Here is a 14851-nt window from a genome sequence, read left to right as displayed (position 1 = left end):
ATTTTTTCCGCCTTAACCTAAATCGTGACGAAATCGATCCGTTTTGATGGGTATGGAAAACGGGACCACATTATCTGTAGCGCAGCACGGTTTGACCGATCGGCTCACACGTTGGGCGCGGCGCTTGTCGACGCACCAAGAGCCGGTGGCCGAAACATCGGAGCGGGAGGCGACCAAGCGGCCGTTCAGCCGCGGAATCGAGCGCCGGAAGCAGCTCTATAATGACATAGGGTCTTTCCTTTTTTCCCATGATCTCGATCTAACACCGCTTAATTTTGGGCTGGTACACGATTATCTGACCGGGGCAGACCACGGGATCGAGAAAGCCGTCGGCGCCATACTGCAGACGCGCGGAAAGATTACTAATGGCTGGATCGAGGGTCTTATTGCCGAACGGCAAAAGGATGAGGTAACTCCTGAGTCTCTCGCTGATATGCTGGACAAGGTTGAGGACAACCTGTCGCAATTTACTGACCTGATGGATCAGTCGCGCAGCTCAGCAAAGGATTATGGCGCAGCCTTGCAGGAACAGGTCAAAGACATGTCCGAAGCCGAGAAGGACCAGCCGGTCCTTGCCAAGCTGATCGGGCTGACTCGCGCAATGGTGGAAAAGAGCCGTCAGGTCGAAACTCAGATGCGCGACAGCCAGAAGCAGACACAGATGCTCCAGCAAAGCCTGGAGACAGCGCGCCGTGCGGCAGAGCATGACCATTTGACCGGTTTACCCAATCGTCGGGCCTTCGAAGCGCGGATGAAAGAAGAAACGCTGCAGGCACAGGCGGCGCAAGAGGCGCTCAGCGTCGTTTTTTGCGACATCGATCATTTCAAACTGGTCAATGACACCCACGGCCATGATACGGGCGACCGTGTTTTGAAATTCGTCGCCAACCTGCTGTCAGGCATATCGGGCGAACGATGCCATGTAGCACGGCATGGCGGCGAGGAATTCGTGATGCTCTTTCGTGGCAAGACGGCGGCGGAGGTTTGCACGATCGTAGATGGCGCGCGCGAAGACTTGTCCCAACGCAGTTTGGTCAATCGCTCGACCGGTCAGCGGATGGAGAAGGTCACTTTCTCCGCCGGTGTCGCCAATGTGTTTGCCTATGACGATCCTCGTGACGCCCTGAAGGCGGCTGACCGGGCGCTGTACCTTGCCAAGGAACATGGCCGCAATCGCGTCTACATGGCGGCCGACGCCGAATAGCCGTTTTAAAAGTCGGGTTTCTCATAATGTGCCGGTGGGGCGATGACTTCCATCCGCTCTGACAGGAGCGGGCGGAAGGACGGGCGTGATTTGAAGCCCGCATACCAGCGCTTCACCGGTTCATGACTCGACCAGTCTATGCCCCCGAGATAATCTGCAACGGATACATGCGCAGCCGCGGCGATATCAGCCAGGCTCATGGTTCCTCCAGCCATCCAACTGCGATGGTCGAGCAGATAGTCCATATAGTCCATGTGCGTATTCGCGCGTTTCATGGCCTCGCGTAGAATACGGGCATCGGGAGGAGCGCGTTCGACCAGCCGCTTCTTCATCCGCTCGTGCAGTAACGGCGCAACGATATCGCCGTAAAAACTTTGATCGAAGAATGCGACGAGCCGGCGGATTTCCGCCCGCCCGGCGGCAGTGCCGGATATCAGCGGGAACCGCTCTACCGTTTCCTCAAAATATTCGCATATCGCCTGGCTGTCGATGAGGGTCGCGTTGGTATCCTCATCGACCATGACAGGCGTGGTGCCGGCCGGGTTGAGGTCCAGAAACTCATCCCGCATCTGCCACGGCGATTCCCGGACTAGGTCATAGGCCACCCCCTTCTCGCCCAGCAGCAGCCGGACCTTACGAGAAAAGGGACAAAGCGGGAATTGGTACAGTTGCCACATGCACGCATCTGTTAGGCGCGGATGCGCCGATGGGGAAGTGGGCCAGATGAATTTCTCGATGAGACAGGTAAGTTCCTCTCAAATCCTTTCTTTCCAGTTCACTCCGCCACTGGCTTCCAAGTTGCCGGGTGCGGGGCATTGTCCATCTGGCCGTCTCCCACCGGCTTGATCCGGAACCAGATCGCGTAGAGCGCCGGCAAGAATACGAGGGTCAGCGCAGTCCCGCCGATCGTCCCGCCAATCAGGGTGAACGCCAGCGAACCCCAGAAGACGGAGAAGGTCAGCGGTATGAAGGCCAGCACCGCCGCCAGCGCCGTCAGGATCACCGGCCTTGATCGCTGCACCGTGGCCTCGACCACCGCATGATAGGGATCCAGCCCTTCCATCTGGTTCTGATGAATTTGCCCAACCAGGATCAGCGTATTGCGCATGATGATCCCCGCCAATGCAATGAGCGCCAGGATCGCGTTGAATCCGAACGGCTGGTTAAAGATCAGCAGTGTCGGCACTACGCCCACCAACGCCAGCGGCGCGGTTAGGAGCACCATGGCCATGGCTGCGAGCGAGCGGACCTGGAAGATGATCACCACCATCATCAGCACGATCATGATCGGGAACACAGCCGCTAGCGCGACATTCGCCTTGCCCGCTTCTTCCAAAGCGGCGGCGGTCTCGATCTTGTAGCCTGCAGGCAGGGTGTCGATGATCGGCTTGATATCCTTGATGACTTGCACGGCGATATCCGGCGGCTGGAATCCCTCGCCGATGTCTCCACGTACGGTGATGGTCGTATAGCGGTCGCGGCGGCGCAGGATCGGATCCTCCATCCGGATTTCAGCCTTGCCGATCTGATCGAGCGGCACATGCTGCCCCTGCGCGCCAGTCAACGTGAAGCCATGCAGTCTGGCGGGATCGAGGCGGTCGCTTCCGGCGCTGCGGGCCACGACTTCAACCGTACGTATATCCTCTCGCACCTGAGTCACCGGGGCACCCGTCAGCAGAAACTGCAGCTGTTCGGCGGCGTCGTGCGAGCTGAGGCCGACCCCGCGCAAACGGTCCTGATTGAGTACGAAATGGACAGTTGGCACGCGCTCGCCCCAATCCGTGTTGACTTGCCGCATTGACGTGTTTCTGAGCATCACGCTGCGCACCTCCTCGGCAATGGCGCGCACTTTTGCTTGATCCGGTCCCATCACACGGAATGCGACGGGGAAGGGGGAATAAGGGCCGAAGACGATCTGCGTAGCGCGGATGCGGGCTTCTGGCACGAGTCCCTGCGCCGCGACTTCACGTACGCGGTGCTTGAGCTCCTCCCGCTCTTTTTCCCCCGGCGTCAGAATGACGATCTTGGCGAAGGAGGGGTCGGGCAGTTCCGGGGAGATGGCGAGATAGAAGCGCGGCGCGCCCTGACCGACATAGGTGGTAACGATCTTCGCCTCAGGCTGTTTCTTCAGCCATGCCTCGACCTTGGCGGCGGCCGCGCTGGTCGCCCCAATGCTACTGCCTTCGGGCATCTGCACTTCCACAAACACTTCGGGCCGGTCGGAGATCGGAAAGAACTGCTGCTTGACGAAACCCATGAAGAATAGCGCGACGAGCAGCGCGGCAAGCACGGACAGGGCCACTTTCTTCCGGTTATCGACGGTCCAGCCGATCACCGAACGAAGCTGGCGATAGCGCGGCGTGACGTAGATCGCGCCGTGCCCGCCGGACACGGGCTTGATGTCGGGCAGCAGCTTGACGCCCAGATAGGGCGTGAAGATCACGGCCACGACCCATGATGTGATCAACGCGAAGCCGACCACCCAGAAGATATTGCCCGCATATTCGCCGGCGCTTGACTTGGCGAAGCCGACCGGCATCAGGCCGATGGTCGTTACCAGTGTGCCGGCGAGCATCGGCGCAGCCGTATGACCCCAGGCGTAGGTGGCGGCCGCGATCCGGTCCAGGCCTTCCTCCATCTTCACCACCATGGTTTCGATGATGATGATGGCGTCGTCGACCAGCAGGCCGAGGGACAATATGAGGGCGCCCAGCGTGATGCGGTCGAAATCCCGTCCGGTGGCAAGCATGATGACGAACACGCCCGCCAGGGTCAGCGGCACGGCCATGGCGACCACGATACCGGTGCGCCAGCCCAGGCTGATCAGGCTCACGGCAATGACGACCGCCAAAGCCACGAAGAACTTCAGCATGAATTCGTCATAGGCTTCCTCGATATTCACCGCCTGATCAGTGATCTTGGTGAAGCTGAGGCCGAGCGGCATCTCCGCGGTGATCGCCGAAGCCTCCTTCTCCAGCGCCTCGCCAAGCTGAAGCCCGTTATATCGCTCCTTCATCACAACGCCCAGGACCAGCGAGGGCTCGCCCTGATTGCGGATCAGGAATGTCGCGGGGTCCTCGTAACCCCGGCGGACCTCCGCAATGTCGGATAGCTTGAGCGTGCGGCCGCCAGCGACGATCGGCGTATCCCTGATCTTTTCCAGATCGTCGATCGCGCCATCGAGGCGGACCTGCACGACCGGCCCTTTCGTGTCGATCGAGCCGGATGGGGTGACCGTATTCTGGTTATCGAGCGCGGCGAAGACCTCTCGCGCGGACACGCCCAGGGTGGCGAGGCGGGCATAGGAGAATTCGACGAAAATGCGCTCTGGCCGCTCGCCGATGATGTTCACTTTCTTGACGCCGGGAACGTGGAGAAGGCGCTGACGGATCTGTTCGGCTTCGCGCACGAGCGCCCGCTGCGGTTCGCCCTTTGCCTTCAGCGCATAGAGGGCGAAAGTCACATCGCCATATTCGTCGTTGACGAACGGTCCCTGCACGCCGCGGGGCAGCCGCGCCGCTTCGTCGCCGAGCTTCTTCCGGGCCTGGTAGAACTCCTCCGGCACCTCCGCTGGCGGCGTCGAATCCTTCAGCGTGACCGTGGTGAAGGCCAGCCCCGGTCGCGTGAAGGTTTCGGACCGTTCATACCATTTGAGTTCCTGCATCCGCTTTTCGAGCGGTTCGGCGACCTGATCCTGCATCTCCTGGGCCGTCGCGCCCGGCCAGGTTGACACGAAGGTCATGGCCTTGATCGTGAAATTGGGGTCCTCTGCGCGGCCGAGATTGAGGAAGGCATAAAGCCCCGCTAGCGATACTGCGACGATCAGGAACAGGGTGACGGCGCGCTCGCGGACGGCGAGGGCGGAGAGGTTGAACCCGCTCACTTGCTGCGGCCCGGCTGGGAAGCGAGCCGGACAGTCTGCCCCTCATGGAGCATATGCGCGCCGAGTGCGACGAAACGGTCGCCGGTGTTAAGCCCGCCGCTGATCGTCGCGGCTTCGTCGCCAAGCGCGGCCAGTTTCACCGCCCGCCAGCGCACCCGCGGCTCATTGCCGCTGACTACCCAGACGCCGGGGCCACGGCCATTGTCATAGATCGCGGCGAGCGGGATCTGGCGCATGGCCTGGCCAGACTTTTCGGCCAGCTCCACGGTCACTGTGGACCCTAATGGCGTTTGCGCAGCCGGACCTTCCAATGTGTAGCGCGCTTCGTAGGTGCGCGTCTGCGGATCGGCGGCGTTGGAAAGCTGGCGCAGCCGGGCGTCGCTGGACATGTCGGTGCCGAAGGGCACGGCGCGCGCAACGGAGCCGATGGCGGGGCGGATCGTCTCTGGCAGATCGATTACCGCCTCGCGCGCGCCGGAGCGCGCCAGACGGACAACCGTTTGACCGGCTGCGACGACCTGTCCCGGCTCGGCCAGCGTCTGCACGACGATGCCGTCGGCATCGGCGACCAGCACCGCATAGCCCGCCTCGTTGCGGGCGACTCCGGCCTGCGCGTTCGCGGCGCTAAGCTGCGCGCGCGCCGCGTCGGCGGCTGCCTTAGCCTGATCATAGGCGGATGCGGAGACCGCTCCGGCGGAAACAAGGTCACGGTAGCGCTTTTCGTCGGCCGCAGTCTGGATCGCGCGGGCCTTGGCCGCCTCGACTGCGCCCATCTGCGCGGCTGTGGCGAGCGCGAGGTCGGTCCGATCGATCCGCATCAGGGGCTGGCCCCGGCGGACCATCTGGCCGGTATCGACCAGCCGGGCGACGATTTTGCCAGGGACGCGGAAACCGAGGTCGCTCTGCACCCGCGCGGAGACGATGCCGGTGAACGCCCGGTCCACATCGCCGGCCGCTGCCGCGGTCGCAACGCGGACCAGGGGCGGCTGTGTGCGCGGATCGGCTTCCGCGCTGCTGCACGCCGACAAGGCGAGGGCAAGACCGCTGGCGGCCAGCAGGGGCATGAGTATGGCGGGCGTTGACATGGACGTTCTCCGACAAGGATGAGCGGCATGTCGCATCGAGTGACCAATTTGTCAAATGGTCACAAAAGGAATTTTGGCCTAGGGCGCAAGACTCCGTAGCACGAGGTTCGTGACTTCGTTCGGCGCTTCGGGAAGCAGGTCAAGATTATGCTGCAGCATCATCGGGTTCATGAAGGGCTGCATCACCAGCATGATGCCGCGGCAGACCTCGTCAATCGGCGTCTTGCGCTCGAACTCGCCTGACTCGCGGCCCTCCAGGATAATCGATTGAAGGATGACCTCAACGCGCTCGCAATAGGCGCGCGACGATGCCCAGTTCTCCATAGTGGATGCGGCAGCGATGTCATAAAGCTTGCGGTCGTCGAAGAAAAGCTCGGCGCTTTGCTCAATGATTGTCTTGAAAAGGCGTCGGAATTTTTCAGTTGGGGTAGAGGATTCAGCCAGAGCTATTCCCACCGCGTCAATGATTACGCCCAGGCATCCGGTGCAGATCGCTTCCCCGATCGCCTGCTTCGACTCGAAGAATTTGTAAATATAGCCCTTGGAGAATCCGATCGCCTTCGCAAGATCAGACACGGTTGTCTTGCCATAGCCATAGCGGCTGAAATGTTCCTTTGCGGCGTCGATGATCGCGTCGCGCTTTTCAGTTTCCGCGGGGCCTCGCTGGCCGGCCGCGACGGTGAGGGTGTCTGTCATTCCTCAGATATAACATTCGAGGCTGGCGTTGACAACGTGTGACTAAAACGTATATTGGTCACAAACACGTCACCGAGGCTCATATGCGCGTCCTGCAAAGATCCCTTGTCCTCCTCATGTCCGCCTCCAGTCTTGCGGGTTGCGCCGTTGGGCCGAACTATCATCGTCCGGCCATTGCATCCGCGCCGGCCTATATGGGAAGTCCAGCCGTCGCCGCCCGTTCGCAGGCCGCGCCCATAACAACCGATAGCTGGTGGGCTGGATTTGGCGATCCGGTGCTGAGCGATCTCGTAATGAAGGCTCTCGAACAGAATCTGGATGTCGCGCAGGCTGTTGCCCGCGTCAGTCAGGCCAAGGCCTCGCTGCGCGCCGCTGACGCCGCTCTGCTTCCTTCTGCGAGCATTTCGGCCTCGGCCGCGACAGCGCATCAGTCGCTCGAAACGCCGATCGGCCGGATCGCAGGCGCAGTGCCCGGCTTCGACCGCAATGGACAGCTTTACGACGCCAGTCTGGGCGCTTCATGGGAAATCGACCTGTTTGGCGGCTTGCGGCGCGGCAGCGAAGCCGCGCGCGCGGGATATCAGGCGTCGCAGGCAGGAGTCGCGGCCGCCCGACTTTCCGTCGCGGCGCAGGTCGCCGATACCTATATCGCCATTCGCGGTCTCCAAGCCCGGCTTTCCGTCGCGGAGCAGCAGGTGTCGACGCAGCGGCGTCTGGTGGACACTGTCCGCCTCCAATATGACAAGGGTGTCGCTGCCGAGTTGCAACTGCGTCAGGCCGAGGGGGCGCTTACCCAGGTCGAAGCGAGCGTGCCGGTGCTGCGAATCGGTCTGGAGGCGGCGATGAATTCGCTCGACATATTGCTTGGTGCGCAGCCAGGAACCTATCGCCAAACGCTTGCCGCCGTCAGTCCAATTCCGGACGCGCCTGCGATCGGCGAGACCGGCGGGCCCGGCGATCTACTGCGTCGGCGGCCGGACCTGATCATTGCCGAGCGTAAACTGGCGGCGAGCAACGCCAGGATCGGCGTCGCCGTTTCCGAATATTTCCCTAAATTCTCAATCGGTGGCTTGATCGGCAGCGCAACGACGGTCGCTGGCAACATGTTCACAGGCGGCGCTAACCAAGCGCAGGGCGTGCTCGGACTGCGCTGGCGGCTTTTCGATTTCGGCCGCGTCGATGCCGAGATAGCGGCGGCGAAGGGCGCCAATGCCGAGGCACTGGCATCCTATCGGCTGGCGGTGCTGCGGGCATCGGAAGATGTCGAGAACGCTTTCTCCGCTCTGGTGCAGCGCGAGGCGCAGGAAGCGACGCTCGCTCGCGGTGAAATCGCTTTGACGCGAGCGCAGAGCGCATCACTTGCCGCTTACAAGGGCGGTGTCATCAGCCTGATCGAGGTGCTCGACGCCGACCGGCGCTTGCTCGACACCCGCGATGCCCGCGTGCAGGCGCAGGCGGAAGCGGCGCGCGCTGCCGTCGCCTCTTTCCGCGCGCTTGGCGGCGGCTGGCGGGGCGCGGCTTGAACCAAGGCAGAGTTCGGTTTCATGGGATAGCAGGGGATTTTCCTACCCGTAAAGAATTATAGGGTCTCGGTCGTCCTGTAAGCGCCTCAGAAATTCTCATCTAAGTCGTAGTCTCATAAGCGCGGAGCTACAGCCGCATTGAAGCAAGTTGGACCATGGCGAGAAAGCTGGTCGCAAGCTTGTCGTAACGGGCGGCGAAGTCGGCGACCGCGCTGAACGGAAGCGCTTATTTTCGCGTCGCGCGCCATGGCCTGCCAGCCGATATAATAGATGCGCTCGGGGGCTGGTCCCCAAATCTGACGTAGCGGCCGTCACCGGATGGCCGAGATCGCCAAGCGCAACGCGGAAGCTCGGGGGGCGTTAGCGCATAGGAAGCGGCCCTTGGGGAAGGCTCAATTCCGAACTGGCGGGAAGGCGTGGGAAGGTGCAACAATGCGCTTTCAGCCCTAGCGTCGGAAAATCGGATCAGCAGAATGACAGCCATTTCGGAAAGCAAGACCCTTGTCCGGCGCTCGATCGTTCGTATCGACAGGCCAGCAATGGGACCGGGCTATAATCCCTATCACCGCGCCCGGCCGCTCATTCCCGGCGGGGACTGGCAACGGACCGATCCCTTCCTGTTGCTGATGGAGGATGTCGTGACGGGCGGCGGCGACTTTTCCCCGCATCCGCATCGCGGCCTGGAAACGGTGACCTTCATGCGCGAAGGCGCGCTGGAGGAAATAGATAATCTCAGCCACATCAGCCGTTTGAAGGCAGGGGATGTGCAGTTCGTGGCGGCGGGCCGCGGCATCGTCCATTGCGGGCGGCCCCAGTCGGCCGACGGCTTCCACTTGTACCAGCTATGGGTCAACATGCCGGCGGCGGACAAGCTCAGTAAGGCGAGAGTGGTCGATATCGACATGGCCGACGCGCCCGTTCGGCATGACCCGGGGGTGGAGGCGCGCGTCTATGCGGGCACGTCCGGCGCAGCGACCGCGCCCTACCGCACGCGCACGCCCGTCACCGTGGTCGATTTCCAGCTCCAGCCCCATGCCTCGGCCGAACAGATCGTGCCGCAGGACTGGAATGCCTTCGTGGTCGTGGCCGAAGGCGACGGCCGGGTGGGTGCCGACGAAGCCGCCATCTCCGAAGGGCAAATCGGCTGGACCGGCTGGGTCGAATCGGAGAGCCTGTTGACGCTCGTTGCGGGCGACAGAGGTATGCGCGTTCTTTTCTACGCCGGCCTGCCGATCCGGGAGCCGGTCTATGCACGCGGGCCCTTCGTCATGAACGAGCTGGCCGAGATCGAGGCCGCTTTCGCCGAATATCGCCGCACGGGCGAACGCTTCGGCCTCGACCCGACCTGAACCGGATATCCGCAAGCCCTGTCCAGCGGTGAATAACAGCAATCGGTGACGGCGCGGGATGCCGCGCCCGTCTCCAGCCGCATGTTCAGGTCACATATTTGTGTCTTGGTAAACAAAATGTGCGCTGTTGAGCGCTCCGTGTGTATTCTCTACTGAAAAAGTAGGGAATCGGAAATCCAGCTGGGGCGGGACAATGGCGCATCGCAATTTCGAACCGGGCGGCATCGCTCACGTATCAATTAATGCGCCGGTCCCGTGCCGCTGGAGTGGCCGGATCCTCATCCGTGGACGATCCGGCGCGAACGATCCGGAATGCGAACCGATTTAGGCGAGGAATGACGGAAAGGATCGCACGAAAGGCGAAGCGCGGCGCCGCCGGGTTCGCGTCGTCCGATCCCTGACCGTCCAACGTGACGTGCGGCCCAGACCTGCCCTTTGGGTGGGGCGCGGGCGGGCCATGGCGCCGTTGCTTTTCTAGGGAGTTTCTTTTGCGTTTTTCGTTCTCAGTGACCAGCATGTCGCACCATCCCCGGGATGACGAATGGATGATGCAGTCCGAATTCGGACTGGCCTTGCTGGCGGACAAGCTCGGCTACGATCTCGTCGCGCTGGGCGAGCGGCATTTTTGCGGCATCGGCGGCGGCAATCCGTTGCAGACGCTCTCGGCGCTCGCGCCGCAGCTGAAAAATGCCTGGGTCGGGACGGGGATCACCGTGGTGCCGGACCATCATCCCGTCAGGCTGGCCGAACAGATCAATATCCTCGATCACCTTTCGCGCGGCCGTGCGCTGATCGGGCTGGGCAGCGGCATGGCGCCAGAGGATTCCATCGGCTTTGGCTTCGATCTGCTGAAGCAGAACAAGCAGATGCTTGACGAAGGCATCGAAGCGCTGTTGCGCTTGTGGGACAAGGCGCCTGACGACGAGCCCGTGAACATCGACAACAGCTATTACAAGGGCACGCTGCTTGAACGGATTTCCCCGTCGCCCTATCGGAAGCCGCGCCCGCACCTGAAGACCACCGCCTCAAGCCCCGCCCATATCGAGCGGGCGGCCCGCAACGGCTGGCCGGTCTATTTCATGACGCGCGACGCGGCCGAGACGCAGGCCGCCTTCGAACAGTTTCAAAATGCCGTGCTGGAGCATGATCATTCGCAATCCGTGCTGGATCACATCGCGGAATGGACGTCCATCGTCACCCTTGCGATGCATATAGCGGAAACGGACGCCCAGGCGGCGGAGGAGCATGAGTTCCTCCATGCCGGCATCGCGCCGATCTTCACGCGCAAGGCCAAATATGGGGACCAGGCCAAGGCGCGGCAGGGCGTTGTCGGACAGGTTCCCGGAACCCAGGATCGCGGCCCCGCATTTCATCGCCATATGGAATTCTGGGGCAGCCCGGATACCGTGGCGGACCATGTCCGGGAACTGGAAAAGCTGGGGATCGGCCTGTTCCACGTCGCCTTTGTTGGGCCGAGCGACCCGCAGGGACAGGCGATCGTCGAACGCTCGCTTAAGCTGTTCGCGGACAAGGTCATGCCCCGCTTTCAGCAAAACCCCGTGCGCCCTTATCGCAAGCGGATCGGAAGCTGAGATGATCCGCTCCGGCCGGGGTGACGCCTTTCCATTGCCCGGATTCTTCGAAATTCAGTCGCCGCCCGCGCGGCAAAGGGGGACATGCATGCATTTCAGCTCATCGGGCCGCCGTTCGCTCGCAGCCATCCGCCACGCCCGCCCGACGGTGAAACGCTGATGCCCCGCGGTACCGATTTCCCCGCCAATCCCAACCCCTCGCAGGAGATCACGGGCCAGTCGCTGACCGTGATCGGCGTGTCGCTGGTCGGCACTTTCCTGGCCGGGCTGCTGGTCGCCAACGCGGCCATGCCCGTGTTCCTCGCCCCCATCGCGGCGGGCTATGGCTGGAGCCATGCGGAGATCGGGGCGGCCGTGACCTTCCTGTTCGTCGGTTCGGGCCTGGGCGCGCCCCTGATCGGTCCCGTCGTCGACAAATACGGCCCGCGCCGCGTGCTGCTGCCGCTGACGCTGGTGTCCGGCCTGACGCTCAGTTCCTTTTCGGTGATCGGGGCCTCGCTGCCGCTTTTCTATGCCGCGCATTTCATCCTGGGCATGGCGACGCCGGGCGCCGTCGCCTACAGCAAGCTGATATCGACCTGGTTCTTCCGCCGGCGCGGCATCGCGCTGACCGCCTTGGGGGCAGGCGCCTTCACCGCGTCGGTCGCGATTCCCCCGCTGGCGCATCTGCTGATGAGCCGTTTCGAGTGGCAGAACGCCTATCTGGTCTTCGGCCTAGCCGAGCTTCTGATCGCCCTGCCGCTGCTCTTCATCTTCTTCCGCGAGCGGCCGGTCTCGCGAAGCTCCTCCGGCATCGAGAGCAACGAAGTCCATCCCGACGGCGCGCCCGCGATCCGCATCCTCCAGGCCATTCGGGGCAAGACCTACTGGCTCGTCGTCGGGGCGCAGCTCACGGGCATGTTCGCTTATTTCGGCTTCGGAACCCACGCCATCGGCATCATGACCGAACGTGGGCTGGACCCGACGACGGCAACCTTGGGCATGTCGGTCTATGCTGCGGGCGGCCTCCTGGCGCAGATCGCGACCGGCATCCTGCTGGACCGGTTCGACACGCCCCGCGTTATCGCGCCCTTCGCTATCCTCTCCGTGATCAGCCTGGCTGCGCTTTTCGTCAGCCGGGGTGAGCTGCCAGTGATCGCGGCGCTGCTGTTCTTTGGCATCGGCTGCGGCGGACAGGTCAGCATGACGTCCTATTTCACCAGCCGCTATTTCGGAGTGCGCAACTTCAGCACCATCTACGGCTCCCTGCTGCCGGTGCTGCAATTGCTGAGCGCGCCCGCCGCGATCTTCGTCGGCGCGATCTTCGACCGCACGGGAAGCTACACGCCGGCTCTGGCCATGCTGGAGGTCTCGCTACTGGCTTCCGCGCTGCTTTTCCTGCTGCTTGAACCCTATCCCTATCCCGTCCGCGACACGCCGGCAGAACCCGACCAACGGAGCTGAACGATGCGTTTTTCCTATTCGATGGTGAACACCGCCCATGGTCCGGCCGACGACGAGGCGATGATGGAGGCGGAAATCGCCCATGGCCTGGAGGCCGATGCTCTGGGATTCGACATGGTGAAGGTCGGGGAACGGCATTTCGGTGGTTATGGCGCGGCCAATCCCTTCATGGTGCTGGCTTCGCTTGCGCCGCGCCTGAAGCGAGCCTGGGTCGGGTCGGGCGTGGTGGTAGCGCCCAATTATCACCCGGTGCGCCTCGCCGAGATGCTCAACGTGCTCGACCATCTTAGCAAGGGCAAAGCGATCATCGGGCTGGGGTCCGGCATGTCTGCGAACGAGGCGGTCGCCTTCGGCTTCGACGCGCGCGAGCAGAAGCGCTCGATGCTGGGCGACGCGCTGGATGCGCTGACTAGGCTGTGGGCTAAGTCGCCCGACGATCCGCCGCTCGAAATCGACGGTTCTTTCTACAAGGGCGTCCTTATCGAGCGGATCAGCCCGTCGCCCTATCGCAAGCCGCAGCCCCATATCAAGGTGACGGCGTCGAACCCCGCCGCCATCACCCGTGCGGCGCGCAACGGCTGGCCGGTCTATCTGGTCGGGGCGAACGCTGCGGAGACGCAACCGGTCTTCGCTGCCTACCGCCAGGAACTGCTGGCCGCGGGCCATTCGGAGGAGACCCTGCGCCACTGCCTGGACTGGACATCCCGCGCGACTTTGGGCTTCCACATGGCGGAAACAGACGCGATCGCCCGAGAAGAGGCGGACTTGCTGTTTGCGCGCACCAAGCAATGGCTACATGTCAAGCGCAGGCGCGACCTGGAGGCTGAGCGGCGCATGGGCATACCGCTGTCGGAATCCCGCATCCAGGTAGTCGCCGACGACAGCTTCTGGACGCGTGGTGTCGTTTGCGGCGGGCCTGAAACCATCGAACGGCATGTGCGGGAATTCGCGGACATCGGCGTAGGGCTTTTCCAGGTCGCGTCGCTGGGGCAATTCGACGCCGAAGCCCGCGCCATCGCCGCGAAATCGACGCGCCTGTTCGCGGAAAGGATCATCCCGGAGTTTCGCGGCCATAATCCTGGGGAATAGGCCGGGGACGGAAAGCCGCCGGTCATGGAAAGAAAAGCATGTCATTTAACAGTTGTATAATCGCATTCCTCCAGTCAAGCGTGGTTGGCATGGGAAGGCTGATCGCGTCGGGTAGTGCGTCGACACGTTACTCAACCTTGTGCTTGTTTTTCTCAGTGCGGCGTGTCGCGTGAGGGTGTTCGTATGCCGGGAGCAGGGTTGTCTTCGCGGTCGGCATAAAGCCGCCGCATGATGGGTTTCCGCAGGCAAGGTCTTCCTATGTTTTGTGCGCAGTCTTTAAAATGCTGCAGCCGTTAAAGCGGAATGACCTGACCCACGTCCACGGCAGGGACGCCTCAATACGTCAGATGCTGACGCGCTGAGAAGTTAAGCTGGTGATTGGTTATGCGGTGACGCCAGCCGATGTGTTGAACGCCTCTCCTGTTTTGAGCATTGTGTGCATGATGACTGCCAGTTTGCGGGCCACAGCGACCGCGGCGCGCTTGAAGCCCAGCCGCTCGCGTAGCCTGAGGCCCCAGTCTTTGAGGCCGCTCTGGTTGCTGGCGCTGGTGCGCGTGAGAATGACCGTTGCCGCCTCGTATAAGAGGCCGCGCAGATGGTTGTCGCCTCGCCGCGAGATGTGGCCGTCATAATCTACTTCGCCTGATTGGTATCGCCGCGTGGTAAGCCCAAGCCAAGCGCCGACCGCGCGTGAAGTTTTGAAGTTTGCTGGGTCTTCGATCGCCGCAGCATAGGAGACTGCCGTAACCGCCCCGACTCCCGGGATCGTCATCAGCAGCTTGATTGCCTGGCTTTGCCGGGCTGCGGCGAGCAACTGACGATCAAGTTCAGCGGCGCGCTTGCGGATGTCGCGCCAGGCCTCCAGCAAAGGCAATGTGATCTGTGCCAGGCCATCCCTGCCGTCTAGAAGCTCGCGGACATTCCTGTCGAATACACGGCCTGTACCCCTGGGAACGACGACGCCAAACGTCTTCATGGACTTGTACC

Annotated in this window: 11 protein-coding genes; 6 read left to right on the top strand and 5 right to left on the bottom strand. The window is 62.5% G+C overall.

Going from position 1 to position 14851, the window contains the following annotated elements:
• Positions 1-43 precede the first annotated feature (43 nt).
• Positions 44-1204, top strand: a complete 1161-nt coding sequence (locus BHQ40_RS14375; protein WP_435593918.1) for a GGDEF domain-containing protein — start codon at positions 44-46, stop codon at positions 1202-1204.
• A 5-nt stretch (positions 1205-1209) separates the two neighbouring features.
• On the opposite strand, the gene BHQ40_RS14370 is transcribed toward BHQ40_RS14375, so the two are convergent.
• From BHQ40_RS14370 to BHQ40_RS14355, 4 genes are all read right to left on the bottom strand, one after another.
• Positions 1210-1881 carry a glutathione S-transferase family protein gene (locus BHQ40_RS14370; protein WP_070156554.1) on the bottom strand — a complete coding sequence of 224 codons (672 nt, stop codon included), beginning with the start codon at positions 1879-1881 and terminating at the stop codon, positions 1210-1212.
• Between the two features lie 98 nt (positions 1882-1979).
• Entirely contained in the window at positions 1980-5087 is a 3108-nt protein-coding gene (locus BHQ40_RS14365; protein WP_070156553.1) for an efflux RND transporter permease subunit, read from the bottom strand.
• Positions 5084-6172, bottom strand: coding sequence for an efflux RND transporter periplasmic adaptor subunit (locus BHQ40_RS14360; RefSeq protein ID WP_070156552.1), 1089 nt, complete (start codon positions 6170-6172; stop codon positions 5084-5086). Before BHQ40_RS14360 ends, BHQ40_RS14365 begins: the two co-directional genes overlap by 4 nt.
• A 78-nt stretch (positions 6173-6250) precedes the next feature.
• Entirely contained in the window at positions 6251-6868 is a 618-nt protein-coding gene (locus BHQ40_RS14355; protein WP_070156551.1) for a TetR/AcrR family transcriptional regulator, read from the bottom strand.
• A 116-nt stretch (positions 6869-6984) separates the two neighbouring features.
• Between BHQ40_RS14355 and BHQ40_RS14350 the strand changes: the two genes are divergently transcribed.
• The 5 genes from BHQ40_RS14350 (at position 6985) to BHQ40_RS14330 (ending at position 13864) form a co-directional block, all read left to right on the top strand.
• Positions 6985-8391: an efflux transporter outer membrane subunit gene (locus tag BHQ40_RS14350; RefSeq protein ID WP_253183361.1), complete on the top strand. Its 1407-nt coding sequence runs from the start codon at positions 6985-6987 to the stop codon at positions 8389-8391.
• Positions 8392-8864: 473 nt separating this feature from the next.
• Positions 8865-9740 (top strand): pirin family protein, encoded by an 876-nt coding sequence (locus BHQ40_RS14345; RefSeq protein ID WP_070156549.1) that lies wholly within the window; start codon positions 8865-8867, stop codon positions 9738-9740.
• A 488-nt stretch (positions 9741-10228) separates the two neighbouring features.
• Positions 10229-11332 (top strand): LLM class flavin-dependent oxidoreductase, encoded by a 1104-nt coding sequence (locus tag BHQ40_RS14340; RefSeq protein WP_171905859.1) that lies wholly within the window; start codon positions 10229-10231, stop codon positions 11330-11332.
• A gap of 159 nt (positions 11333-11491) precedes the next feature.
• Positions 11492-12775: an MFS transporter gene (locus BHQ40_RS14335; RefSeq protein WP_171905858.1), complete on the top strand. Its 1284-nt coding sequence runs from the start codon at positions 11492-11494 to the stop codon at positions 12773-12775.
• A gap of 3 nt (positions 12776-12778) precedes the next feature.
• On the top strand, positions 12779-13864 hold the full coding sequence (locus tag BHQ40_RS14330) for an LLM class flavin-dependent oxidoreductase (protein ID WP_070156546.1): 1086 nt from the start codon (positions 12779-12781) through the stop codon (positions 13862-13864).
• A 382-nt stretch (positions 13865-14246) separates the two neighbouring features.
• On the opposite strand, the gene BHQ40_RS14325 is transcribed toward BHQ40_RS14330, so the two are convergent.
• Positions 14247-14851, bottom strand: a 605-nt coding sequence (locus tag BHQ40_RS14325; RefSeq protein ID WP_070156545.1) for an IS110 family RNA-guided transposase, incomplete at its 5' end; no start/stop codon positions are given.

This window comes from Sphingobium phenoxybenzoativorans (assembly GCF_001757355.1).
GTDB classification, from domain to species: Bacteria; Pseudomonadota; Alphaproteobacteria; order Sphingomonadales; family Sphingomonadaceae; genus Sphingobium; species Sphingobium phenoxybenzoativorans.
This window is presented reverse-complemented; position numbering and strand designations above follow the sequence as displayed.

Coding starts and splice junctions, on each gene's coding strand:
- BHQ40_RS14355 (WP_070156551.1), bottom strand. CDS start 6,868: ATGACAGACACCCTCACCGTCGCGGCCGGCCAGCGAGGCCCCGCGGAA.
- BHQ40_RS14345 (WP_070156549.1), top strand. CDS start 8,865: ATGACAGCCATTTCGGAAAGCAAGACCCTTGTCCGGCGCTCGATCGTT.
- BHQ40_RS14330 (WP_070156546.1), top strand. CDS start 12,779: ATGCGTTTTTCCTATTCGATGGTGAACACCGCCCATGGTCCGGCCGAC.
- BHQ40_RS14370 (WP_070156554.1), bottom strand. CDS start 1,881: ATGTGGCAACTGTACCAATTCCCGCTTTGTCCCTTTTCTCGTAAGGTC.
- BHQ40_RS14360 (WP_070156552.1), bottom strand. CDS start 6,172: ATGTCAACGCCCGCCATACTCATGCCCCTGCTGGCCGCCAGCGGTCTT.
- BHQ40_RS14350 (WP_253183361.1), top strand. CDS start 6,985: ATGTCCGCCTCCAGTCTTGCGGGTTGCGCCGTTGGGCCGAACTATCAT.
- BHQ40_RS14335 (WP_171905858.1), top strand. CDS start 11,492: ATGCCCCGCGGTACCGATTTCCCCGCCAATCCCAACCCCTCGCAGGAG.